The 25,136-nt window shown below is 38.0% G+C and carries 28 protein-coding genes; 27 read left to right on the top strand and 1 reads right to left on the bottom strand.

Going from position 1 to position 25,136, the window contains the following annotated elements; all coding sequences use genetic code 11:
- Positions 1 to 83: 83 nt before the first annotated feature.
- The 10 genes from RTR43_RS20005 to fni all read left to right on the top strand — a co-directional run bounded on the left by RTR43_RS20005 (position 84) and on the right by fni (position 9,202).
- Positions 84 to 1,067, top strand: a complete 984-nt coding sequence (locus RTR43_RS20005; RefSeq protein ID WP_312474360.1) for a YpdA family putative bacillithiol disulfide reductase — start codon at positions 84 to 86, stop codon at positions 1,065 to 1,067.
- Positions 1,064 to 2,020, top strand: a complete 957-nt coding sequence (locus RTR43_RS20000) for an asparaginase (RefSeq protein ID WP_312474358.1) — start codon at positions 1,064 to 1,066, stop codon at positions 2,018 to 2,020. The genes RTR43_RS20005 and RTR43_RS20000 overlap by 4 nt, the downstream gene beginning before the upstream one ends.
- 119 nt (positions 2,021 to 2,139) lie before the next feature.
- The gene (gene prsW, locus RTR43_RS19995; RefSeq protein WP_312474355.1) at positions 2,140 to 2,829 is read left to right on the top strand and encodes a glutamic-type intramembrane protease PrsW; all 690 of its coding nucleotides are present in this window, start codon (positions 2,140 to 2,142) and stop codon (positions 2,827 to 2,829) included.
- A 102-nt stretch (positions 2,830 to 2,931) separates the two neighbouring features.
- Positions 2,932 to 3,780, top strand: a complete 849-nt coding sequence (gene sleB, locus RTR43_RS19990; protein WP_312474352.1) for a spore cortex-lytic enzyme — start codon at positions 2,932 to 2,934, stop codon at positions 3,778 to 3,780.
- A 14-nt stretch (positions 3,781 to 3,794) separates the two neighbouring features.
- Positions 3,795 to 5,144 (top strand): germination protein YpeB, encoded by a 1,350-nt coding sequence (gene ypeB, locus RTR43_RS19985; RefSeq protein ID WP_312474350.1) that lies wholly within the window; start codon positions 3,795 to 3,797, stop codon positions 5,142 to 5,144.
- Positions 5,145 to 5,257: 113 nt separating this feature from the next.
- Positions 5,258 to 5,437: a YpfB family protein gene (locus tag RTR43_RS19980; protein WP_248736000.1), complete on the top strand. Its 180-nt coding sequence runs from the start codon at positions 5,258 to 5,260 to the stop codon at positions 5,435 to 5,437.
- A 129-nt stretch (positions 5,438 to 5,566) separates the two neighbouring features.
- Complete coding sequence (gene cmk, locus RTR43_RS19975; protein WP_248736001.1) at positions 5,567 to 6,247, top strand: (d)CMP kinase; 681 nt, start codon at positions 5,567 to 5,569, stop codon at positions 6,245 to 6,247.
- A complete protein-coding gene (locus RTR43_RS19970) occupies positions 6,244 to 6,825 on the top strand; it encodes a lysophospholipid acyltransferase family protein (RefSeq protein WP_312474344.1) in 582 nt (193 codons plus the stop codon). Before cmk ends, RTR43_RS19970 begins: the two co-directional genes overlap by 4 nt.
- A 166-nt stretch (positions 6,826 to 6,991) precedes the next feature.
- On the top strand, positions 6,992 to 8,131 hold the full coding sequence (rpsA, locus tag RTR43_RS19965; protein ID WP_312474341.1) for a 30S ribosomal protein S1: 1,140 nt from the start codon (positions 6,992 to 6,994) through the stop codon (positions 8,129 to 8,131).
- Positions 8,132 to 8,143: 12 nt separating this feature from the next.
- Complete coding sequence (fni, locus tag RTR43_RS19960; RefSeq protein WP_312474339.1) at positions 8,144 to 9,202, top strand: type 2 isopentenyl-diphosphate Delta-isomerase; 1,059 nt, start codon at positions 8,144 to 8,146, stop codon at positions 9,200 to 9,202.
- A gap of 40 nt (positions 9,203 to 9,242) precedes the next feature.
- Here fni and RTR43_RS19955 read toward each other — a convergent pair whose 3' ends face one another.
- Positions 9,243 to 9,383, bottom strand: a complete 141-nt coding sequence (locus RTR43_RS19955) for a YpzI family protein (RefSeq protein ID WP_248736005.1) — start codon at positions 9,381 to 9,383, stop codon at positions 9,243 to 9,245.
- A gap of 108 nt (positions 9,384 to 9,491) precedes the next feature.
- Here RTR43_RS19955 and RTR43_RS19950 point away from each other — a divergent pair, with 108 nt between their 5' ends.
- The 17 genes from RTR43_RS19950 (at position 9,492) to hisC (ending at position 24,649) form a co-directional block, all read left to right on the top strand.
- Positions 9,492 to 10,100 (top strand): YphA family membrane protein, encoded by a 609-nt coding sequence (locus tag RTR43_RS19950; RefSeq protein ID WP_312474334.1) that lies wholly within the window; start codon positions 9,492 to 9,494, stop codon positions 10,098 to 10,100.
- A 169-nt stretch (positions 10,101 to 10,269) separates the two neighbouring features.
- Positions 10,270 to 11,580: a ribosome biogenesis GTPase Der gene (gene der / locus RTR43_RS19945; RefSeq protein WP_312474332.1), complete on the top strand. Its 1,311-nt coding sequence runs from the start codon at positions 10,270 to 10,272 to the stop codon at positions 11,578 to 11,580.
- Positions 11,581 to 11,601: 21 nt separating this feature from the next.
- Positions 11,602 to 12,657, top strand: a complete 1,056-nt coding sequence (locus RTR43_RS19940) for an NAD(P)H-dependent glycerol-3-phosphate dehydrogenase (RefSeq protein WP_312474330.1) — start codon at positions 11,602 to 11,604, stop codon at positions 12,655 to 12,657.
- 237 nt (positions 12,658 to 12,894) lie between these two features.
- A complete protein-coding gene (locus RTR43_RS19935) occupies positions 12,895 to 13,080 on the top strand; it encodes a DUF2768 domain-containing protein (protein WP_248736009.1) in 186 nt (61 codons plus the stop codon).
- Positions 13,081 to 13,113: 33 nt separating this feature from the next.
- Positions 13,114 to 13,824: a hypothetical protein gene (locus RTR43_RS19930; RefSeq protein WP_312474324.1), complete on the top strand. Its 711-nt coding sequence runs from the start codon at positions 13,114 to 13,116 to the stop codon at positions 13,822 to 13,824.
- Between the two features lie 272 nt (positions 13,825 to 14,096).
- Positions 14,097 to 15,575, top strand: coding sequence for a stage IV sporulation protein A (gene spoIVA, locus RTR43_RS19925; protein ID WP_248736011.1), 1,479 nt, complete (start codon positions 14,097 to 14,099; stop codon positions 15,573 to 15,575).
- A 357-nt stretch (positions 15,576 to 15,932) separates the two neighbouring features.
- Positions 15,933 to 16,205 (top strand): non-specific DNA-binding protein Hbs, encoded by a 273-nt coding sequence (gene hbs, locus RTR43_RS19920; protein WP_024030636.1) that lies wholly within the window; start codon positions 15,933 to 15,935, stop codon positions 16,203 to 16,205.
- A 298-nt stretch (positions 16,206 to 16,503) separates the two neighbouring features.
- Positions 16,504 to 17,070 (top strand): GTP cyclohydrolase I FolE, encoded by a 567-nt coding sequence (gene folE / locus RTR43_RS19915; RefSeq protein ID WP_248736012.1) that lies wholly within the window; start codon positions 16,504 to 16,506, stop codon positions 17,068 to 17,070.
- 35 nt (positions 17,071 to 17,105) lie between these two features.
- A complete protein-coding gene (mtrB, locus tag RTR43_RS19910) occupies positions 17,106 to 17,342 on the top strand; it encodes a trp RNA-binding attenuation protein MtrB (RefSeq protein WP_248736013.1) in 237 nt (78 codons plus the stop codon).
- 222 nt (positions 17,343 to 17,564) lie between these two features.
- Entirely contained in the window at positions 17,565 to 18,386 is an 822-nt protein-coding gene (locus RTR43_RS19905; protein ID WP_312474311.1) for a heptaprenyl diphosphate synthase component 1, read from the top strand.
- Positions 18,387 to 18,391: 5 nt separating this feature from the next.
- Positions 18,392 to 19,096 (top strand): demethylmenaquinone methyltransferase, encoded by a 705-nt coding sequence (locus RTR43_RS19900; protein WP_312474309.1) that lies wholly within the window; start codon positions 18,392 to 18,394, stop codon positions 19,094 to 19,096.
- Between the two features lie 41 nt (positions 19,097 to 19,137).
- A complete protein-coding gene (gene hepT, locus RTR43_RS19895) occupies positions 19,138 to 20,100 on the top strand; it encodes a heptaprenyl diphosphate synthase component II (protein ID WP_248736016.1) in 963 nt (320 codons plus the stop codon).
- A 164-nt stretch (positions 20,101 to 20,264) separates the two neighbouring features.
- Positions 20,265 to 20,711: a nucleoside-diphosphate kinase gene (gene ndk, locus RTR43_RS19890; RefSeq protein ID WP_312474305.1), complete on the top strand. Its 447-nt coding sequence runs from the start codon at positions 20,265 to 20,267 to the stop codon at positions 20,709 to 20,711.
- Between the two features lie 166 nt (positions 20,712 to 20,877).
- On the top strand, positions 20,878 to 22,050 hold the full coding sequence (gene aroC, locus RTR43_RS19885; protein ID WP_312474448.1) for a chorismate synthase: 1,173 nt from the start codon (positions 20,878 to 20,880) through the stop codon (positions 22,048 to 22,050).
- A complete protein-coding gene (aroB, locus tag RTR43_RS19880) occupies positions 22,050 to 23,120 on the top strand; it encodes a 3-dehydroquinate synthase (RefSeq protein ID WP_312474302.1) in 1,071 nt (356 codons plus the stop codon). The genes aroC and aroB overlap by 1 nt, the downstream gene beginning before the upstream one ends.
- A 17-nt stretch (positions 23,121 to 23,137) precedes the next feature.
- Positions 23,138 to 23,512: a chorismate mutase gene (aroH, locus tag RTR43_RS19875; RefSeq protein WP_248736019.1), complete on the top strand. Its 375-nt coding sequence runs from the start codon at positions 23,138 to 23,140 to the stop codon at positions 23,510 to 23,512.
- A gap of 48 nt (positions 23,513 to 23,560) precedes the next feature.
- A complete protein-coding gene (gene hisC, locus RTR43_RS19870; RefSeq protein ID WP_312474296.1) occupies positions 23,561 to 24,649 on the top strand; it encodes a histidinol-phosphate transaminase in 1,089 nt (362 codons plus the stop codon).
- Positions 24,650 to 25,136 lie beyond the last annotated feature (487 nt).

Genomic DNA, 25,136 nt, shown 5'->3' with positions numbered 1-25,136 from the left:
CATAAGCAAAAAACTCCTATCATAAGACGGTAGGAGTTTTTTGATGAAAAATATATACGTTTTAGTTAAGGAGTGTATCCATTTTGCAAATTGAGGATAGTATTATCGTTGGGGGAGGTCCGTGCGGCTTAGCAGCGGCTATAGCCCTACAGGAAATTGGGAAAACACCTCTAATCATTGAAAAAGGTAATGTTGTGAACGCTATCTACCATTACCCTACACATCAAACTTTTTTTAGTACAAGTGAAAAGCTAGAAATTGGTGACGTCTCATTTATCACTGAAAGTTATAAACCGAAGCGAAATCAAGCGCTCGTCTATTACAGAGAGGTAGTCAAGAAAAAGGGACTGCGGATTAATGCGTTTGAAAAGGTATTAGATGTCGCTAAACAGCCGGATGGTCTATTTCAAGTAACGACCAATAAACATACTTATTTCACACGTTATGTAGTCATTGCGACTGGTTATTATGATAACCCAAATTATATGAACGTTCCAGGGGAGGACCTTCCAAAGGTTTATCATTATTTTAAAGAAGCCCATCCATATTTTAATAAAGATGTGTGTGTTATTGGCGGGAAAAATTCTAGTGTTGATGCAGCGCTTGAACTTGTAAAGGCCGGAGCAAGAGTGACTGTGTTATATCGAGGTAAAGAATATTCTCCTAGCATTAAACCATGGATTCTACCTGAATTTGAAGCGTTAGTTCGAACAGGAACCATTTTAATGGAATTTAATGCTCATGTGAAAAAAATTACGGACAATCAAGTGATTTATACAAAAGACGGTGAAGAGAAAGAAGTAAGGAACGATTTTGTCTTTGCTATGATAGGATACCATCCAGATCATCAATTTTTAAAAACAATAGGTGTGAAAATTGATCAGGAGTCAGGAAGACCATTCATTAATCCTGATACAATGGAAACAAATATTAATGGTATTTATATTGCAGGCGTTCTTGCTGCAGGAAATAATGCGAATGAAATTTTCATTGAAAATGGCAGGTTCCATGGTGAACAAATTGCACGTTCCATCACAGACATTGAAGTAAAGGGTGATAATAAATGAAAAAGGTTGTTTTATTAACAACAGGCGGTACAATAGCTAGTAAACCAAATAAGGGATCTGGTAAATTAGCTTCGGGTGCCTTAACCGGTGAAGAACTGGCAGCAATGTGTCAATTACCAAAAGATATTGAAGTGGTTGTTGAATCAGTCTTTCAAAAAGCAAGCATTCATATTACCTTTGAAGATTTACTTGTCTTAAAGAATAAGATTGACGATTATTTCCAGGATGAGACGGTTTGCGGTGTCGTGGTAACGCACGGTACCGATACAATGGAAGAAACGGCCTACTTCCTAGATTTAACGATTAAAGACGACAGACCAGTAGTAGTAACAGGTTCGCAGCGGTCTCCTGAAGATTTAGGAAGTGATGTGTATATTAATTTAAGGCATGCGATTTATTCAGCCTGCTCAATTGATTTAAAGAGTGCGGGAACCGTTGTTGTCTTCAATGAACGAATTTTTGCTGCAAGATATGTAAAAAAAGAACATGCTTCCAATATTCAAGGGTTTAATGCATTTGGGTTTGGTTACCTTGGCATCATTGACAACGACCAGGTCCATGTCTTTCAAAAACCAATTAAACGCGAGCATTTTGAAATTAACATTTCGATTCCGCAGGTTGAAATTATTAAATGTTATATTGGAGCAGATGGGAAATTTATCAAGGCTGCCAGAGAGGCAGGCGTTGGCGGGATTGTCCTTGAAGGTGTAGGACGCGGCCAGGTGGCTCCTAAAATGATGGAAGAAATTGATAAGGCTATTAATGCTGGAATCAAGTTGGTCGTAACCACAAGTGCAGAAGAGGGTTCTGTGTACACAACCTATGACTACGAAGGAAGTGCTTACGACCTTTATAATAAAGGTGTAATCCTTGGTAGTGACAATGATAGCAAAAAGGCAAGAATAAAATTAGCCGTTGCGATTGCTAGCGGCTTGGAGAATATTAATTTTTGAGTCGATATATTATCATGAAATGTTTAATAATAGGAATATTTCAAGTGGAATAATCTATCATTTTCAATATGGAGGTTACATGGTACGATTAAGAAAATGGATTTGAAAAGAGGTTCATCATGCTGGGAATTTTATCGGCTGGAGTTGCCCCCGGTCTGGCTTTACTTTGTTATTTTTATTTAAAAGATGAATATGAGCCAGAGCCAATTTCCTTTGTACTTCGTACATTTTTGTACGGTGTTTTATTGATGTTTCCTATCATGTTTATCCAGCATGTACTTGAAACAGAGCATTTGGTGAACTCTCATCTTTTCGATGCGTTTCTTAGCTCAAGCCTGCTTGAAGAATTTTTTAAATGGTTCATCCTTTTTTATGCTGTTTATCAGCATGTTGAGTTTGATGAACCTTTTGATGGAATTGTCTATGGAGTAGCTGTTTCCCTTGGTTTTGCAACGGCTGAAAATATTTTATATTTACTTGCAAATGGGATTGAACATGCGATGACACGTGCTTTACTACCTGTTTCTAGCCATGCCCTTTTTGGGGTAATTATGGGCTTTTATATTGGAAAAGCAAAGTTTACTGAAGGAAAGAAAGGAAAGTGGATTATATTCTCTCTGCTTTTGCCTTTTATTCTGCATGGAACCTATGATTATATCTTGATTTCTCTGGAAAATTGGCTGTTTATTATTTTTCCGTTTATGATTTTCCTTTGGTGGTTTGGATTGCGAAAAGTGAAAAAAGCTAAAGCTTTAAGCGCCAATCATTTTAAAAAACAATATCAAGTCCAAAAAACTCTTCATTCATGATGAAGGGTTTTTTATTTATTCCATTTTAAATGGAATAAAAACACGGATATAACAAAAAATAGAGTTACTGTTAAAAAGACTCACTTTGGGGGTTATTATTCCATGTTAAAGAAAAAAATCTTAATAAAACTCTTCATATTAATCTTTTTTCTAACTTTTCCATTATCCTTTTTGGAAAATAATGAGGCTCACGCTTTCTCCAAACAGGTAATTCAAAAAGGAGCTGTTGGTGATGATGTTATTGAACTACAATCTAGGCTTCAATATATTGGATACTATAATAGGAAAATTGATGGAGTTTTTGGTTGGAGTACATATTGGGCGCTAAGAAACTTTCAATATGAATTTGGGCTGCCAATTGACGGGGTGGCAGGGGCGACAACTAAAGCAAAACTAGCCAAGGTTAGCAAATATAATGAACAATTTGTAAAAAAACAAATCAATTCCAAGAAAAAGTTTACCCATTACGGTGGAGTTAATCAAAGCAAGCAAAGTAAACCTAATAACAAAGCTCCTGCGGCCAAAGCACCAGCCAAACAAGCTGCTTCGAAAGCCGCACCCAAAAAACCAACAGCTGCAAACACTCCAAATGGCTATTCGCAAAATGATATCCGCTTAATGGCGAATGCTGTTCATGGGGAGTCAAGAGGAGAATCGTATACAGGCCAAGTTGCCGTAGCCGCTGTTATTCTGAACCGTGTAAATAGTTCATCGTTTCCTAACACCGTTTCTGGGGTTATTTTTGAACCTGGAGCCTTTACAGCTGTAGCTGATGGGCAGATTTGGCTTACCCCTAATGAATCTTCAAAAAAAGCGGTAGTCGATGCAATCAATGGATGGGACCCAACCGGTGATGCATTGTACTATTTTAATCCGGATACTGCCACAAGTGGGTGGATATGGGGAAGGCCGCAAATAAAACGAATTGGCAAACATATTTTTTGTAAGTAGAGAGGTGAATGGAAATGATTAGAGGGATATTAATCGGTGTTCTTGCTTTAGGTATCGCAGGAACAGCCTTTTGGGGTTACCAAGAACATCAGGAAAAAAATGCGGTTCTCTTAAATGCAGAAAACAATTATCAACGAGCGTTTCATAATCTTTCCTATCGTATGGATATATTACACGATAAAATTGGGACAACATTGGCCATGAATTCCAGACATTCTTTATCTCCATCATTAGTTGAGGTATGGAGACTTACATCGGAGGCACATGGTGATGTTGGGCAGTTGCCATTAACACTATTACCATTTAACAAGACCGAAGAGTTTTTGGCGAATATCGGAAACTTTAGTTATCGTACAGCTGCCAGGGATTTGGACAAGGAACCGTTATCAAAAAAGGAGTATAGTACATTACAAACACTATATAAACAGTCAGGTGATATCCAGAATGAGCTCAGAAATGTTCAACATATGGTTTTGAAAAATAACCTCCGCTGGATGGATGTTGAACTTGCACTTGCGTCAGGAAAAGAAGCAACCGACAATACGATTATTGATGGTTTTAAAACAGTTGAAAAGACTGTAACTGGATATGAAGAATCGGACCATGGGCCTACCTTTACTAATATGAAGAAAAAAGATGAAAATTTTAAAAAAATAAAAGGAAAAACAATTTCCCGCCAGGAAGCAATCAAGATTGCTAAAAGTTATATGAAGTTTGATGGAAATGCTACTGTGAAAGTGACTGAAAATGGCAAAGGCTCCGATTACGGTTTTTATAGTGTTTCGATAAAAAATAAAAACACTGGCCAAGAAGCTAGCATGGATATAACCAAAAAGGCAGGGCATCCCATTTGGTTTATAAATAACCGGGACGTTAAAAAACAAGTTCTCAGTCTAAATGAAGCTGATAACAAAGCTGGTGCTTTCCTAAAAGAAACGGGTTTTAAAAATTTAGAGGTATTTGAAAGCACACAATATGATAATATAGGCGTTTTCAATTTTGTCACAAATATTAACGGCATTAGAATTTATCCTGAAGCAGTAAAAGTAAAAGTCGCACTAGATAAAGGAGATATTATTGGTCTATCTGCAGAAGAGTACTTAAAATCTTTCCATACTAGGAAAATAGAAAAACCCGTTATTTCTCTTGAACAGGCTCGATCGAAGGTAAATCCGAACTTTAAAGTGATGGAGGATCGGCAGGCTTATATTGTCAATGATCTAAATGAAGAGGTTCTCTGTTATGAATTTTTAGGAACCGTTGGAAATGACACATACCGAATTTTTATTAACGCCACAAATGGAAAGGAAGAAGAGGTTGAGAAATTAAAAAATGCTGAGGCCATATATGATGACGTTTTGTGAGGAAAAGCGACTGCTTTTCCTTTTCTCATATTCCGTTCATCCACACTGCTTCCTTGAATAAAAAAAATCACTGATCCCAATAATAAGAATATATGAATGCTGGAGTGATTGTAATGAAAAGAGTTGAAACGGTTCTACTGAAGGTTGTTATCATTCAATTTGTTTTTCTACTTTTATCTCAGTTCTTTTTTCATCAGATGGATGTTCTACCTCAAATTAAACAATTAACAAAATATGAGGGCGTAAATGAAAATACATTTACAGAAATTCTCCAAACCCTTCAAACCAAGTAATAAAGCAGGTTTTCCTGCTTTATTTTTTATTGTTTTAATAAGTGAAAAATAAGAAGCATTTCTCTTTCTTATGGTAAAATATAAAGAAGACAACATATGAGACAATCATGATTTGTTATAGGAGGATTTATGAAAAAGAAATTATCAATCGCAATTGACGGCCCTGCTGCAGCCGGAAAGAGTACAGTAGCAAAAATTGTGGCAGAAAAGCTATCTTACATTTATATCGATACTGGTGCAATGTACCGGGCATTAACATACAAAGCAATTGTTAACCGTATAAATCTTGAAGAAGAGGCTCCTTTATTAGATACACTCTTATCATCAGATATTAAATTGCTACCATCAGATAAAGGGCAATTGGTATATCTTGACAATCAAGATATAACAGATGAAATTCGTTCTGCAGAAGTTACCAATTCTGTGTCGTATGTTGCAAAACATCAAGCGGTCCGTGAAGAAATGGTCAGAAGGCAGCAAGCTTTTGCTATAGGCGGGGGTGTTGTGATGGATGGTCGGGATATTGGAACACATGTATTACCAGGTGCAGAAGTAAAAGTATTTTTACTTGCTAGTGTCGATGAACGAGCTGTCCGGCGTCATAATGAAAATATTCAAAAAGGATTTTCATCCGATTTGGATAAATTAAAGATGGAAATTGCACGTAGAGATAAAATTGACTCAGAGAGAGAAATAGCACCCTTAAAAAAGGCCGAAGATGCAATTGAAATTAACACAACCTCATTGACCATTCCTAATGTTGTTGAAAAAATAATGGTTCTGGTGCAAGAAAGGATTGGATTAGATTGACGTTTTATGGGTTTGCAAAGTCAGTTGTTTATGGGATTTTTAAACCGTGGTATCGGGTTAAGGCAATTGGAGTAGAAAATTTCCCTAAAGAGGGCGGAGTTCTTCTATGTTCCAATCATATTCATAATTTCGACCCAATCATTGTAGGAATCATGGCACCTCGGCCTGTTCACTATATGGCGAAGGAAGAAATTTTTCGCGTACCTGTGTTGGGTGGTATTGTTAGAAAATGTAATGCCTTCCCAGTAAAAAGAGGATTTGGGGACCGTGAGGCACTTAGATCAGGATTAAAGGTTTTAAAGGATGGACATGTTTTCGGACTATTTCCAGAGGGAACAAGAAGTAAGACTGGGGAGCTAGGAAAAGGACTCTCAGGGGCAGGTTTTTTCGCCCTAAGGTCAGATGCCCTAGTGGTTCCTTGTGCGGTTATCGGTCCATATAAAAGTTTTGGCAGGTTAAAGGTAGTATACGGACCGCCGATAGCAATGGAAGAAATGAGAACAAATAAAGCATCTGCAGACGAGGTTACTGAATTAATTATGTCAGAAATTCATAAACTAATCAAAGAGCATCAATAGGTTTCTGCTTGACAAAATAGACTATTTGTAAGAAGTTATAAAAAAGAGTCTTTTTTAGAATATTCTTTTCTTTTTAAAATGGTTTTATATGTGGTGTCTGCTGCGTTGCCTTCACCAAATCATATATAGATTTTTTTAGAAGTAAATGGATTAAGGAGGAATACATATGTCGGAAGAATTTAATCAAGTAGATGTGAGAAGCTTTGAAATTGGGGACAAAGTAACTGGACAAGTTACTAAAGTAGAAGAGAAGCAGGTGCTTGTGGCGATTCAAGGTAGTAAACTTGATGGAATTATCCCAATTAGTGAGCTTTCAAGCTTGCATATTGAAAAAGCATCCGATGCTGTTCACGAAGGTGATGAACTTGAATTAGAAGTATTAAAAGTAGAGGAAGAAGCTTTAATTCTTTCAAAAAGAAAAGTAGATGCGGAGAAGGCATGGGAAACCTTAGAACAAAAATTTCAAAGTGGAGAAATTTTTGAAACTGAGGTAAAAGACGTTGTTAAAGGCGGCCTTGTTGTTGATCTAGGTGTCCGCGGATTTGTGCCGGCATCTCTTGTTGAAGCCTTCTTCGTTGAAGATTTCAGCGATTACAAAGATCGTAATCTTACCTTAAAAATAGTTGAACTTGATAAAGAAAAGAACCGCTTAATCCTTTCTCACCGAGCTGTGGTAGAAGAAGAGAAGGGGAAACAAAAACAAAGTAGACTTGGTTCATTACAAGTAGGCCAAATCATTGATGGTACCGTTCAAAGAATTACTGATTTTGGCGCATTCGTCGATATTGGCGGTATTGATGGTCTTGTTCATATTTCACAATTATCGTATGAACATGTTGATAAGCCAACAGATGTTGTACAGGAAGGCCAGCAAGTTCAAGTGAAAGTATTAAATGTTGATCGTGATAATGAAAGAATTTCTTTGTCTATAAAAGAAACACTTCCAGGACCTTGGGCAAATATTTCTGAAAAAGCTCCAAAAGGAAGTATTTTAACTGGGACAGTAAAAAGATTAGTCTCATACGGTGCTTTTGTAGAGGTTTTCCCTGGTGTTGAAGGACTTGTTCATATTTCTCAAATCGCTCATAAGCATATAGGGACACCGCATGAAGTTCTTAAAGAAGGACAAGAAGTGAAAGTAAAGGTTTTAGATGCCAATGAACAGGATCAACGTCTTTCATTAAGTATTAAAGAACTTCTTGAGAAAGAGGATGAGGAAAATCTCGATTATGAGCTTCCTGAGGAATCAAAAGGCTTCCAACTTGGTGAAGTCATTGGTGACAAATTAAAGAATCTAAGAAAATAATGGTGATTTTACGTGTCTAGATTTGAACGAAAATGGGACCACATTCGCTTTGCTCTTGAAAATAGGCAAAACAGCTCGACAGTTTTCGACGATGTTAAATTTCTTCACCAGAGCTTACCAAATATCAGTGTGTTCGATGTTCGATTAGATCACTCCATTGGCGGACTTTCTTTAAGTTCGCCAATTTTTATCAATGCAATGACAGGCGGCGGCGGTGAAAGAACGTTCCAGATTAACAAAGAACTTGCCATTGTTGCTAAACGTACCGGGTTGGCTATGGCTGTAGGCTCGCAAATGTCTGCTTTAAAAGATAAAGGTGAAAGATATACTTACGAAGTAGTCAGAAAGGAAAATCCTGACGGGGTTATCATCGCTAATTTAGGCAGTGAAGCAACATCAGAGAATGCGAAAGCGGCAATCGATATGATTGAAGCTAATGCCCTGCAAATACATTTAAATGTGATTCAAGAACTGACCATGCCAGAAGGAGACCGTGATTTTACCGGTGTCTTAAAAAGAATTGAATCCATTGTTAAAGCGGTGGACATTCCTGTAATTGTTAAAGAGGTTGGATTCGGGATGACGAGGGAAACGGTTGATTCTCTTGCAACAACCGGTGTCACGGCGATTGATATTGGCGGCTCTGGGGGAACAAACTTTGCAGAAATAGAAAACAAACGCAGAGAAAAAATATTCACATTTTTTAATCAATGGGGCATTCCTACGCCCATATCAATCATTGAAGCTGCATCCAATTCTAATAATATAACCATTATCGGCTCAGGTGGCTTTTTAACAGGATCTGACATCGCTAAGGGTTTAGCTTTAGGTGCAAATGCAATTGGTATGGCCGGGTATTTCTTGCGAATACTTATGGAGAAGGGATCGGATGCTTTACAAGAAGAAATCGGAAACCTTCATAAGGAATTAACTATGATTATGACTGCTTTAGGAGCCCAAACTATTACAGATTTACAAAATGTGCCATTAATAATTTCCGGTGAAACATACCATTGGCTTCACCAAAGAGGAATAGATACTAAACGATTTAGCCAGCGTTCCATTAAGTAAAAGCTCTCGCCGTTGAACTGCGAGAGCTTTTTGGTATTACTTATTTTTTGCCATCATTTAATCCTCGTGCTTCTTCAGGACTTGAGAGCTTGGTTGCATCGGGATAGTGTAATGCTTGATCACGGTCTGACTCCACTCTCCTGCTCGCTTTTAGCTTTTTTTCTTGGCGGTCTTTACCCATTCATCCACACCTCCTATTAATAAGATGAATCACATTGAAAATATTATTCAAGGAAGTATGAAAATACATAAAGAATACCAATAATGAGAATAATAGGAGGTGTGTGAGATGGAAGGGGCAATGTTTTACTGGATTTGTTGGTCGTTTTGGGTCTACTTCACATTTATATTAAATAAACAAAACCGATACCGTTTTAAACTATCTGCTTTCGTTCTTATTGTGTTAGTAGTATCGAATATCCAATTCATGGCTAGCGGGTTTGAAATCCATGCGAGTGGATTATTTTTATTAGCCGTCTCATACATATTTTATAGTCAGGAAAAACTTGGAGCCATTATTTATTATTTTATCTGTTCATTTATAGTATCCATTGCCTATGTTACTTTCCATTTGTTCGAGATTTTTGATCCTATTTGGATTATCTTTAAGAAGGAATGGATGATGGGAATATGCTTTGGCTATCTTGCGATTCTCTTGCAAAAAACTTTAAAAGGCCGATTGCTGATTATAGTGAGTGGCACCATGCAGGGGGAGTTTTTATATGCCTATATCTTAAATAAGCTTCAATTTCCTTATTCAATTGGAGCTTTTGCTTACTTAGATGTTTGTTCATTAATTGTGGCTTTGCTGGCAGGATGGAGTTTCATTGAAAATGCAGGTTCCATTTTCCAAACTCATTTTCATTTTTTTGAAAAAGGAAAACAAAAATCATCGTAAAATCAATTCTTGTTAAGCTTTCAATTGCGAGAAAGGATTAACATTGATAAAATAATAAAGTTAGGCCCTTCTCGATGACAGAAGGGTTTCTTTACTTAATAAGAACTATAGGGATTGCTAACATAACAAAAAGTATTTTCAATATATGAAAGAAAGGATGGCGATCATAATGGTTAAACCTGTTATTGCCATTGTAGGACGGCCAAACGTTGGGAAATCAACCATTTTTAATCGGATTGTCGGTGAACGAGTTTCCATCGTCGAAGATGTTCCAGGAGTAACAAGAGATCGGATTTATAGTTCTGGTGAGTGGCTGACACATGACTTTAATGTAATCGATACTGGCGGAATTGATATTGGTGATGAACCGTTTTTAGAGCAAATTCGTCAGCAAGCTGAAGTAGCGATTGATGAAGCAGATGTTATTATCTTCTTAACAAATGGACGAGAAGGGGTTACCGCTGCGGATGAAGAAGTAGCAAAAATTTTATATAAGACGAAAAAGCCTATCGTCTTAGGAGTAAATAAAATCGATAATCCTGAAATGAGAGAGCAAATTTATGATTTTTATTCACTAGGCTTTGGAGAGCCAATTCCAGTTTCCGGCTCACACGGATTAGGCCTTGGTGATTTATTGGACGAAGCAGCCAAACATTTTCCAAAAAATAAGCCAATCGAATATGATGAAGATGTGGTCAAATTTTCCTTAATTGGTCGGCCTAATGTCGGTAAATCTTCACTAGTCAATGCAATCTTAGGTGAAGAACGTGTCATCGTCAGCAATATTGCGGGTACAACTCGTGATGCTGTCGATTCTCCTTATACGTATAATGGACAAAAATATGTCATCATTGATACAGCAGGAATTAGGAAAAAAGGAAAAGTGTATGAGAGTACCGAAAAATATAGTGTCCTCCGTGCTTTAAGGGCAATTGAACGTTCGGATGTAGTTCTTGTTGTCATCAATGCCGAAGAGGGAATAATTGAGCAGGATAAGAAAATTGCCGGTTATGCCCATGAGGCAGGCCGTGCTGTAGTTATTGTGGTAAATAAATGGGATGCAATTGAGAAAGATGAAAAGACCATGAAAGAGCTTGAACAGAATATTAGGGAACATTTCTTATTTCTAAGTTATGCGCCAATTGTGTTTTTATCGGCTAAAACAAAGAAACGTATTCATACCTTGTTGCCTATGATTAATACGGCAAGTGAAAATCATTCGATGCGGGTTGAAACAAGTGTGTTAAATGATGTTATTATGGATGCGGTAGCGATGAATCCCACACCATCAGACAAAGGGAAACGATTAAAGATTTATTATGCGACACAGGTAGCAGTCAAACCTCCTACTTTTGTTGTTTTTGTCAACGAACCTGAATTACTGCATTTCTCCTATGAGCGTTTTCTCGAGAATAGAATTAGAGACGCATTTGGATTCGAGGGAACCCCTATCAAAATTTATGCGAGAGAAAGAAAATAACGATAAGGTGGGTGTAATGAAATGCAGGCAAAAAAAGCAGCAATAGCCGTTGTGGGCGCAGGAAGCTGGGGAACAGCCCTTGCCATGGTACTAGCAGATAATGCTCATGAGGTCCGTCTATGGAGCCATAATGAAGACCAGGTGAATGAAATAAACGAACATCACACCAATAAAAAATATTTGCCTGGAATTGTGCTGCCGGAATTGATTGTTGGCTATGCTTCCTTAAGTGATTCTTTAGTGGGTGTAGAAACAGTTATTTTAGCCGTTCCAACAAAGGCAATTCGTGAAGTTCTCGGAAAAATACGAGCTGTTTTGGCTGATCCTATTACTATCGCACACGTAAGTAAAGGTATTGAGCCTGATACCCTTTTGCGTATTACCGAAATGATTAAGGAAGAGACACCGAATAAGCTTTTAAAGGACGTTGTTGTCCTTTCTGGTCCAAGTCATGCGGAGGAAGTAAGCCTTAGGTATCCAACAACTGTTACAGTAGCATCAGAAAATATGGAAGCAGCTGAAAAAATCCAGGATTTGTTCATTAACCACAATTTTCGTGTTTATACGAATTCAGATGTCGTCGGAGTTGAAATTGGTGGTGCATTAAAGAATATTATAGCCTTAGCTGCCGGAATAACTGATGGGCTTGGATATGGGGATAATGCGAAAGCAGCCCTAATGACAAGAGGTTTAGCGGAGATTGCTCGTCTTGGCACGAAGATGGGTGCCAATCCCTTAACCTTCTCTGGTTTAACAGGTATTGGTGATTTAATAGTTACTTGTACAAGTGTCCATTCAAGGAACTGGAGAGCGGGAAATATGCTGGGGAAAGGGAAAACACTTGATGAAGTTCTTGATAGTATGGGGATGGTTGTAGAAGGTGTTAGGACAACCAAAGCCGCCTTTCAACTGGCAAAAAAGTACAATGTCAAGATGCCAATTACTTTTGCACTTTATGATGTTTTATTTAATGACAAGAATGCTAAGGACGCAGTCGATGTGCTAATGGCACGAGGTAAAACTCATGAGATGGAAGATTTAGTGAATGTACTTGATGAAAGAAATACGGAAGACTAAAAATGTGCTTTTTCATTAAGAAATTAGGCGTTCTTATGATGCGCTTTTAAACTGGATTGCATACAATGCAACGAAGCAACCTGGTAGTATGACGCTGGAGAATGGGTTATTTAGTCCAACTGACTGAAGTAGAGAATTCGCCCCTCTTTACTTCAGTTTTTTTGCATGTGGTTGAAAACTTTTTAGGAATGGATTCACCTGTGATATAATTAACATTTGAAAAAGGGGGAATGATGTTTGTCGCCAGGTATGTTAAAAATGTGGATATCAATTGCCGGCATGGCTCTAATGTTTCTTGCCATCATAACCATTTATTTTAGCAGGTATAAGTTAAAAGGGGTGCTCCGTTTTATCACAGCAATTGTCGCCTATATCTTTTTGATTGTTGCTGGATTAACCCTACTCATTGTTTTCTTAGCCTAATCGAAATCATTACATAGATAAAAAGGTGATTGTATGAAATGGAATCTGCTCAGTTGTTTTTTTGTTTCAGCCGTATTACTATTGTCGGGATGTATGTACCCTGAGGAGGAATTAGCAAAAAACCAAATCCCTTATAAAGACCAAATTCAGGCGGTACAAACGGCAGTAGATGATTTTCAGAAGGATAATGGCGGTATCCTGCCAATAAAAACAAAGGAAGCGAATACGCCGATTTATCAAAAATATCCGATTGAATTTAAAAGAATTACCCCGAAGTATATGGCTGAGCCTCCAGGAAATGCGTTTGAAAATGGAGGTATTTTTCAATACGTGCTTGTTGACGTAGAAACTCATCCAACCGTAAAGTTGTTTGATTTAAGGATGACAGAAACAATCCGCGATATTAAACTACGAATAAAAACCAAAGGTTATCCGCCATATAAAGCACAACTTGCCAAAAATGTATTTTCGCTTGATTTTAAACAATTAGGCTATGAGAAGCCACCATTTGTTATCAGTCCATTTTCCAATCAAAACCTTTCTCTAGTTATTACAGGCGATGCTGAGGTATATGTTGATTATCGACCTGACCTTTATCAGTCGCTTAAGAAATCGGATAAACAGTTTAAACCAGGTGAGGATATTCGTCCTATTTTACTAACCGATTCAATGTTTGTTCCTGCCTATTCCCTGCCCTATACGATTGATTCAAAAACGAAGGAACCTGTATTCTTAGAAGAATAATTTTGTCATAACCCTTTTCCTATGAAATATATTGTAGGAGAAGGGTTTTTTTGTATTAAAATCTTATGCGATATGGCGATTCTTCATCTATAAAATCAAATGTTCAGAGAAATACAGATATTTATTTATCTAGTGAGTTTTAAGTAAGGAGGTAAAAAAATTTTACAAAAGTGTCATAACATGATAGGACAACGTCATAAACATATATTGTCCAAAAATACCTAAATGGATGATTATTATCCCACTTTACTCAATGATCGGGAGGGGATCACTTGGAGAAGGTTGACATTTTTAAAGATATTGCCGAAAGAACAGGCGGCGATATTTATTTAGGAGTAGTAGGAGCTGTACGAACTGGAAAATCAACATTTATTAAAAAATTCATGGAGTTGGTTGTATTACCGAATATAAACAGTGAAGCTGAGAGGTCGCGTGCACAAGATGAGCTGCCACAAAGTGCAGCAGGCAAAACCATCATGACAACAGAGCCGAAATTTGTGCCTAACCAGGCAGCCACTGTTCATGTCGATGAAGGTTTAAATGTCAATATAAGGCTCGTTGATTGCGTAGGATACACTGTTCCTGGTGCAAAAGGATATGAGGATGAAAATGGACCAAGAATGATTAATACGCCTTGGTATGAGGAGCCGATTCCATTTCATGAAGCAGCTGAAATCGGCACAAGAAAGGTTATCCAAGAACATTCCACAATTGGGGTAGTCGTTACCACAGATGGAACCATCGGTGAAATCCCAAGAAGCAATTATATTGAGGCGGAAGAAAGAGTCATCAACGAACTGAAGGAAGTTGGGAAACCATTTATAATGGTTGTGAACAGTGCCCAACCATACCATCCAAGTACGGAAACACTCAGATCAAGTTTAGCTGAGAAATATGATATCCCTGTCATTGCGATGAGTGTGGAGAGTATGCGCGACAGTGATGTCCTCAATGTCCTTCGAGAAGCACTATACGAGTTCCCTGTGCTTGAAGTCAATGTGAATCTTCCGAGTTGGGTCATGGTGCTTAGGGAAAACCACTGGCTTCGTGAAAGCTACCAGGAGGCCGTTAAAGAAACGGTAAAGGATATTAAGAGATTAAGAGATGTCGACCGCGTTGTGCAGCAATTTAGTGACTATGAATTCATTGAGCGTGCTGGTCTAGCAGGGATTGAAATGGGTTCAGGAGTTGCCGAAATAGATTTACTTGCACCAGATGAATTATATGATGACATATTAAAAGAAATCGTCGGTGTAGAAATAAGAGGAAAAGATCATCTCCTTGAATTAATGCAGGATTTTGCCCATGCGAAAGCAGAATATGATCATATTGCCGACGCATTAAAAATGGTGAAACAAACAGGTTATGGGATTGCCTCGCCAACACTCTCTGACATGAGCCTTGAAGAACCAGAAATTATCCGCCAGGGTCCGAGGTTTGGGGTAAGACTCAGAGCAGTAGCACCATCCATTCATATGATTAAAGTTGATGTGGAATCAGAATTCGCCCCAATCATTGGTACGGAAAAACAAAGCGAGGAGCTAGTTCGCTATCTAATGCAGGATTTTGAGGATGACCCATTATCGATTTGGAATTCCGATATCTTCGGCCGTAGCTTGAGTTCCATTGTTCGTGAGGGTATCCAAGCAAAGCTTTCCTTGATGCCGGAGAATGCAAGATATAAATTAAAAGAGACATTAGAGAGAATAATTAACGAAGGATCTGGTGGCTTAATTGCCATTATCCTCTAGACTTGGACTCCAGTTGGAGTCTTTTTTATTTTGTCAATAAATTTAACAGGAAGTGAGTTCGGTATAGGAGAAATTTGTTGAAATAACGAAAAGATTACCATAAAATCTTGAAATCTTCTTGATATGCTGAATTGATTGTGATAATCTTTTAACAGAATTACGTTATAGTGCTTAAAACCTTTATTTCATAAGGTTTTTTATAAAAAAATAGATTTAAGACACTAAAGCAGTTAATTTGGCTTACTTTGGTAATTAAACTGCGCTATAACGTATAGAAATTAAAAAAATTGTTTAGAAATGTAGATAAGTAATCTTATTTACGAATCTTGATAATTTCTTTGGGAGGAGGTGAATGGCATGAACAAGACAGAACTTATTAATGCAGTTGCTGAAGCTAGCGAGCTTTCAAAGAAGGACGCTACAAAAGCAGTTGATGCTGTTTTTGATGCGATTTTAGATGCTTTAAAAAATGGTGATAAAGTACAATTAATTGGTTTTGGAAACTTTGAAGTACGTGAGCGTGCTGCCCGTAAAGGCCGCAACCCTCAAACAGGTGAAGAAATCGAAATCGCTGCAAGCAAAGTTCCAGCATTCAAACCAGGCAAGGCGCTTAAAGACGCAGTAAAATAATTACATATATTTATTGCTTTAAGCGGTTGGCTAAAGCAAAAAGGTCATGGGAATGTCCATGGCCTTTTTTCTATGGGTGAACTTGCAACCGTTTAGTTCTTGCGGCTGCGCCTTTATTATTTTTTTGCTTGGACCGAAATGGTTGTGCTAATATGTATTTGTCAGCTAATCAGAATTTATTTTCATAAATTCTGAATGCATAAGCGCAACTACGTCTCTGTCTTCGCCCTTAGGGGCTTGCCTGTCGGCGGGTTGTCTTTATCTATACTTGACAGATATACGCTAGGAGGAATTCTTTATGACAGAAGTGAATCGTGCCCAAATTGAAGAGGCGGTACGTCTAATATTAGAAGCAATCGGTGAAGACCCAAAACGTGAAGGTTTACTTGATACACCGAAACGTGTCGCAAAAATGTATGAGGAAGTTTTTAGCGGCTTAAATGAGGATCCTAAACAGCATTTTGAGACAATTTTTAGTGAAGACCATGAAGAGCTGGTACTGGTTAAAGATATCCCGTTTTATTCGATGTGTGAACATCATCTGGTCCCTTTTTTCGGAAAAGCACATGTGGCTTATATACCACAAAATGGTCGTGTCACAGGCCTAAGTAAATTAGCAAGGGCTGTTGAAGCGGTTGCAAAAAGGCCGCAGCTGCAAGAGCGGATTACCTCGACCATTGCTGACAGCATAATGGAAAAGCTGGATCCCCATGGTGTAATGGTGGTGGTCGAAGCAGAGCATATGTGCATGACGATGCGCGGGGTTAAAAAGCCCGGCTCAAAAACAGTTACAACCGCAGTCCGTGGAACTCTTGCCGATGATGCAGTTGCCCGTTCTGAAGTGCTTTCCTTAATAAAATATTAGTATCGAATATTTCTAACATATTTGGAGTGATTAAATTGGAAAAGCGCAATCAGCAAAATAGTGATTTTGTGGTGATAAAGGCCATTGATGATGGAGTTAGTGTAATTGGCTTAACCAGAGGGACTGATACAAAGTTCCATCATTCAGAAAAGCTTGATAAAGGTGAAGTACTAATTGCACAATTTACAGAGCATACTTCCGCAATTAAAATTAGGGGAAATGCAAAAATTCTTACTCACTTTGGTGAAGTAGAAAGTGAAATAAAGAAGTAATATTTAAAAACTTTACAAGCTAATCTTAATTAGCTTGGTATCGTCTTATTTAGTTATTGTTTATTTTGTGAATTCCTGCCCATGTAATATCTTTTATGATATAATGGTTTCTGCTTGCCTATAGAAGTAAGAGGCTAATTTTTTATTTAATGGGCATGAATTTTCTTTTATATTTTTTAGAAATTAACATACATATAAACATCATATTTAGGGGATTATGGGGTGATTAGAGTGCCGGACATTCGACAAAAATATAAAAGTATTAGAGGGCAGGTCGAAAAGAGAGTTTTTAACTCATACTTGCTCGAATATATTGAAACCCCAATTATTGACGAAGATAAACTCCTTATCCTCATCTCAATAATGGACCGACTCGACTTGCCTTATAACAAAATGGAAAACTACGCGCTGTCAACAATGCTGGTCCAAATTGCCCTTGATACACATGAACATATTTTGAAATCGTCTGATAATGAAATAGGACGACAATTAACGGTTCTTGCCGGTGATTATTATAGTGGCTTATATTATAAGCTTCTTGCAGAATCAAAAGATATTTTGATGATTAAGGCACTTGCCAAAGGAATAAAAGAGGTAAATGAACATAAAATTCTTGTTTATCAGATAAAAACAATCGGAATCGAAAAACTCATGACAAGTATAAAGCAGATTGAGAGTTCTTTACATGTAAGGTTTGCTGAATATTTTAAAGTAGACATCTGGAATGAGATTCTTGCCAATCTTTTATTTTTTAAACGACTGTTGGCTGAGAGAAACCAATTTATTCAAGCTGGGAACTCCTTATTATTCGAGGCATTAAAGAGAAACCTTTATCCTAAAGATGATAATCATTTGGTGAATCTTTCAAGTGATCATCAAAATCATTTGTTAATGGTATGTGACCGCTATCTTGAACAATCAAAACAAATCATAGAAAAAGGAATTCCACAGCTTCCGTATTTAAATGATTATTTAGAGAAAAGAATTTCTTTTCTTTTAAATCAGCATCAGTCATTTGCAAAAACTTTTGTGGAAGAAGGGTAATAAACATGCAGCAATCGAAGGAAGAACGAGTTCATGATGTATTTGAAAAAATCTCTGACAGTTATGATAAAATGAACTCTGTTATCAGTTTTCAACAGCATCTCAAGTGGCGAAAAGACACCATGAAAAGAATGAATGTACAGCCAGGCTCAAAAGCACTCGATGTTTGCTGTGGTACAGCTGATTGGACGATTGCTTTAGCAGAGACCATAGGCCCTTCCGGCAGTGTAACAGGTCTTGACTTTAGCCAGAATATGCTCAATGTTGGGATTGAAAAGGTTAAGGATCTAGGATTAAACCAGGTGGACCTGATACATGGGAATGCAATGGAGCTCCCTTTTGAAACTAATAGTTTTGATTACGTTACGATTGGTTTTGGACTGAGAAATGTGCCGGATTACCTACAGGTATTAAAAGAAATGCATCGCGTTGTAAAGCCAGGTGGCCTTGCTGTTTGTCTGGAAACTTCGCAGCCAACATTAATTGGTTATAGGCAACTTTTTTATTTTTATTTTCGATTTATCATGCCGATGTTTGGTAAATTATTTGCTAAGAGCTATAAAGAATACTCTTGGCTTCAGGAGTCTGCCCGCGATTTTCCTGGAATGAGAGAACTTGCCCACATGTTTGAACTGGCCGGGTTTGATGAAGTGAAATACAAACCATACAGCGGCGGCGCAGCTGCAGTTCATATTGGATATAAAAAATAATTATTTGAATGAAGACAGGATGAAAAGCAGGGTGAATACAAATGAAATTAAAAATGATGTATTCATTTTTGAATTCGGATATTAACATAATTGAAAAAAAACTCGAAGAGACAATTCAAGCGGAGTCTCGTCTTTTGAAACAAGCTTCTATGCATACATTACAAGCTGGAGGAAAAAGAATTCGTCCTGTTTTTGTTTTGCTCGGTGGTAAATTTGGTCATTATGATATCAACGTGATGAAAAATGTGGCGGTTGCCCTTGAACTAATACATATGGCTTCACTTGTTCATGATGATGTTATCGATGATGCAGATCTTCGCAGGGGTCAGCCAACAGTCAAAGCTAAATGGGATAACAAAATTGCCATGTATACAGGTGACTTTGTTTTTGCTTTAGCCCTTGAATTGATGACAATCATTGAAAGAACTGAGGCCCATAAAATCTTGGCTGATACGATTTTTGAAGTAACAGTGGGGGAAATTCAACAAATCAAGGATAAGTACCGCTTTAACCAAAATCTTCGCGATTATCTGCGTAGAATTAAAAGAAAGACTGCTTTACTGATTGCTGCAAGCTGCCAGTTAGGGGCAATTGTTGCTGATGTTGAGGAGACCATTCATAAAAAACTTTACCGTTTCGGGTATTATGTTGGGATGTCATTCCAAATAACTGATGATATTTTAGACTTTGTTGCAACGGAGGAAGAACTCGGAAAGCCTGCAGGCAGTGACCTATTGCATGGGAATATTACGGCACCAGCCCTATTTGCCTTAGAAGATGCTACGATACGTAGTGAAATTGAGAATGTTCATGAAAAGATGGAATCAGCAGATATTCAAAGGATCATTACCCTGATAAAGCAGTCTGGTGCAATCGAAAAATCAGTTCAACTGAGTGATCATTATTTAAGTAAAGCCCTTGAAATATTAGAAGAATTACCTGCAAATAAGGCTAAGAAGACACTACGTGATATTGCAAAATTTATAGGCAGACGAAAATATTAACGATGAGAGGAGTTTCTCTCACCGTTTTTAGTTTAAAAAAGTGATGATATGTTAAGTTTTTTCTACCTTTTAAATTGGTTGCTAAATATTCAAAAAAATGATAACATTTTCAAGAATTGTCCACTATGACAATTAAGTATACATAATATATAGGAGTGGAACTTATGGAGAAAACATTTTTAATGGTAAAGCCTGATGGAGTACAACGTAATTTAATTGGAGAAATTGTTGCACGTTTTGAAAGAAAGGGCTTTCAATTGGTTGGAGCTAAATTAATGAGCATCCCTAAAGAGCTTGCAGAAAAGCATTATGGTGAGCATAAGGAAAGACCATTTTTCGGTGAATTAGTTGATTTCATTACCTCTGGTCCTGTATTTGCAATGGTGTGGCAAGGAGAAAATGTCATCGGTACGGCTCGCCAAATGATGGGTTCTACTAATCCAAAGGATGCGGCACCTGGTACGATTCGCGGTGATTTTGGACTAACAGTTGGAAAAAATGTTATTCACGGCTCTGATTCACCAGCAAGTGCAGAGCGTGAAATTGGCTTGTTTTTTAAAGAAACTGGGGTTGTTGAGTACTCCAAGTTAGTGAATGAATGGATTTACTAATTTAATATTAGCGGAGCACTTGTATTTAATTATACAAGTGCTTTTTTGTATACGTATATAAAATTTTACCCTTATTTTCTGAATAGTTATACTAGGTTTATTGAGGATGTTATGATATATTGATACATAATTCTTTAATGAGTTGAAGGGGGAAAGAACGATGGGAATGAGATACTTAACGGCTGGAGAATCCCATGGACCACAGCTAACGACAATATTAGAAGGCCTCCCTGCGGGAATGACGTTAGCAGCTTCTGATATAAATGAGGAGTTAGCAAGACGGCAAAAAGGTTACGGCCGCGGGAGACGAATGCAGATAGAGAAAGATACAGCTGAAATTGTCTCAGGTGTTCGTCATGGACAAACGCTTGGATCGCCGATTACTTTAGTAGTCAAAAACAACGATTGGAAGCATTGGACCAATATAATGGGTATTGAATCCGTTGAAGAAGGACAAGAGGATGAAATAAAACGCAAGGTAACCCGTGCAAGGCCAGGACATGCTGACCTAAATGGAGCTATAAAATATGGGCAAAGGGATATGCGAAATGTGCTTGAGCGATCTTCTGCACGTGAAACAACCGTTAGGGTAGCAGCAGGTGCAGTAGCCAAGAAACTTTTATCGTTAGTAGGAGTCAGTATTGTCGCCCATGTCGTTGAAATTGGTGGAGTTACAGCAAACGTTGACAGCACGATTACATTGGAAGATTTAAAAGAGCGGACAGAAAGTTCCCCAGTTCGAACGGCAGACCCAAATGTGGAGCAAGAAATGATGCAAGCCATTGATAATGCGAAGAAAAACGGTGATTCCATTGGTGGGGTCGTGGAAGTAATCGCTACTGGTATGCCAGTTGGTGTTGGAAGTTACGTCCATTATGATCGTAAACTGGATGGAAAATTAGCAGCTGCTATTATGAGTATTAACGCGTTTAAAGGGGTAGAAATTGGTATTGGTTTTGAGGCAGCCAGAAAGCCTGGAAGCGAAGTTCATGATGAAATCGCTTGGGATCAAGAAAAAGGATACTACCGGAAAACAAATCGTCTCGGAGGTTTTGAGGGTGGAATGACGACAGGAATGCCTATTGTCGTACGCGGTGTGATGAAGCCGATTCCAACGTTATATAAACCATTAATGAGTATTGATATCGAAACAAAAGAACCGTTTGCTGCCAGCATTGAGCGTTCGGACAGCTGTGCTGTACCTGCCGCAGCTGTTGTTGCTGAGAGTGTTGTGGCATGGGAACTTGCGAACGCTTTGGTTGAACAATTTTACAGCGATCGCTTTGCAACCTTTGCAGAAGAAATCAAAAGACAGCGGGAATTTGCGAGGGAATTTTAATGGAAACGATTCACATCCAAACAGAGTCAAAAAAATATAATGTCTTTGTAGGAGAAGGTGTAAGGAATGAGATTGGTACTTTTTTAACGAATCATTTTCAGGACCTTACAAGAATATTAATTATTACAGATGAAACGGTAGCTAAGCTTCATCTTGAAAAATTGCTGAGCAGTCTAAAACCGTGGGAGCCTATTATTTATACAGGGCCAAGTGGAGAAAAGACTAAAACCTTTGAAGTTTATTATGATGCTCTATCAACCGCACTTGAAAACCGCCTTGATCGTAAATCAGTTATTCTTTCATTTGGCGGTGGAGCAGTAGGGGATTTGTCTGGATTCGTTGCCTCATCCTACATGAGAGGTATCCCTTTTATTCAAGTCCCGACTACTATTCTAGCTCATGATAGTGCTGTTGGCGGGAAAGTGGCCATCAATCACCCACTTGGGAAAAATATGATTGGGGCTTTTTATCAACCTGAAGCTGTGTTTTATGATCTTGAGTTTATAACTACCTTGCCTGACCAAGAAATCCGTTCAGGATTTGCTGAAGTTATTAAACATGCACTGATTTTTGATCCGACATTCTATGAATGGTTGCGAAATAATGTTGATGACCTTAATTTACTAACATTAGATCAACTATCTAATTCGTTAATAAAAGGCATTAGGATTAAAAATGAGTTTGTTAGTCAGGATGAAAGGGAAACGGGAATACGAGCTTACCTGAACCTGGGGCACACGCTAGGGCACGCCATTGAATCAGAAATGGGTTATGGGAACTTTACTCATGGTGAAGCGGTTATGATAGGGATGATTTTTGCTTTGAAGTTAAGTAAAGAATTACTAGATCTTTCCTTCCATTTAGAAGAATTTATTGAGTGGGTAGAACAACTAGGATATGAAACAAAAATTCCAAATCATCTTTCCTTTGAAAAATTATTAGCCAAAATGAAACAAGATAAAAAGTCTGTAGGTGATTCGATTCGATTCGTTTTACTCGAGCAATTGGGACTGCCAAAGCTTCAGAAAATATCCGAAACAAAATTGTTAGAAGAACTTAAAAGTTTTTAACAAGGGGGGACTTTTTTATGATCAGAGGGGTGAGAGGAGCAACAACAGTTAGTGGCAATACAGAGGAAGCGATTATTTCTGCCACTGAAGAGCTTCTTGCAAAATTAATTGAAGTGAATCATATACAGCCTGATTCCGTTGCGTCCGTATTTATCTCAACTACTGAAGATATTGATGCCGCCTTCCCGGCAAAAGCATTGCGGAAATTTCCGGGCTGGATTTATGTACCAGTCATGTGTATGCGGGAAATGCAAGTTCCTAATTCTTTGAATATGTGTGTAAGAATTATGATGCATGTGAATACAGGCCTCTCCCAAGAAAAAATTATTCATGTTTATTTAAGAGAAGCTAAGGTGCTTAGACCGGATTTAGATAATAGCTTGGCATTGTAGAGAATTTTCTTATTTTTTTATTTTACTAATACTAAAGGGGTGGAGAAAATGAGATGGAAAGAACAATTATTGAGACTTACTCCATATCAGCCAGGAAGATCAATTGATGCAGTTAAAAAACAGTTTAATCTGGAGAAGATTGTAAAGCTTGCCTCCAATGAAAACCCGTTTGGATGTTCAACTGGGGTTATTACTGCCCTTCAAACAAACCCGTCTAGTTTAGCTATTTATCCTGATGGGTACGCCACTCATTTAAGAGAGAAGCTTGCAGGATTTTTGGGGATTAACGAGGAAGAACTTATTTTAGGGAATGGTTCAGATAATCTTATCCAAATTATTTCAAGGTCACTCTTGCATCCTAATGCAAGTACGATTATGGCAACACCCTCATTTTCACAATACAAACACAACGCTATCATTGAAGGGGCCGTTATTAAGGAATTAGCTCTTATAAACGGTGAACATGATTTGGATGAAATGCTTGCGGCTATAGACGAGCAGACAAATGTTATTTGGGTCTGCAGCCCTAATAACCCAACGGGTACATATATACCAGAAAATAAATTAATTCCGTTTTTAGAAAAGGTTCCCCCACATATTCTAGTCGTGCTAGATGAAGCCTACTATGAATATGTCGTAGCTGAAGATTACTATGATTCCATTAATTTAACAAGGAAGTATGAAAATTTAATTGTGCTTAGAACCTTTTCTAAAATATATGGAATGGCGGGCTTAAGAGTCGGATATGGAGTTGCAAATCGTACAATCATAAAAGCACTTGAGCCTGCAAGAGAGCCTTTTAATGTTAATTCATTAGGTCAATTAGCAGCCATTGCGGCAATTAATGATCAGGAATTTGTTGAGGTTTGTAAAGAAAAAAACAGACAAGGTCTAACCCAATTTTATGATTTTTGTGAACAAAATCAGTTGGACTACTATCCTTCACAAACTAATTTTATTTTAATCGATTTTAAAATAGATGGTGATAAAGTCTTTCAATATTTACTTGAAAAGGGATTTATTGTCCGCTCCGGAAAAGCATTAGGATTCCCGACAGCAGTTAGAGTTACGGTGGGCTCTTTTGAGGAAAATGTGGGTGTGCTTCAAGCCTTAAGCGATTTCCTCAAGGAAAACTAAATAGATCGCAGCTTTTTTTAAGATAATGAAGTTAATTTTCTACTTCGAGAAATGTCCAGTTCCAGGCGCCATCGGCTAGTGGACTTCGCTCTTCTCCCTACGATAAGTCAACATCGGATCGCTACGCTCTCCGTGTTTCCTTTATCTCAGTCGAAGCGCTCCAGCCCATACGCCGATAGACGGGCGCCTTGCGCTTTTCTTATTAGAATAAGAAAATATAGCATTTGACTTCGAGAAATGTCCAGCTCCAGGCGCCATCGGCTAGTGGACTTCGCTCTTCTCCCTACGATAAGTCAACATCGGATCGCTACGCTCTCCGTGTTTCCTTTATCTCAGTCGAAGCGCTCCAGCCCATACGCCGATAGACGGGCGCCTTGCGCTTTTCTTATTAGAATAAGAAAATATAGCATTTGACTTCGAGAAATGTCCAGCTCCAGGCGCCATCGGCTAGTGGACTTCGCTCTTCTCCCTACGATAAGTCAACATC

It is taken from the genome of Neobacillus sp. (genome assembly GCF_031988165.1).
Classification (GTDB): domain Bacteria; phylum Bacillota; class Bacilli; order Bacillales; family Cytobacillaceae; genus Neobacillus; species Neobacillus rhizosphaerae.
The sequence above is the reverse complement of the archived record's forward strand: the minus strand, read 5'-3'. Positions and strand labels throughout refer to the sequence as shown.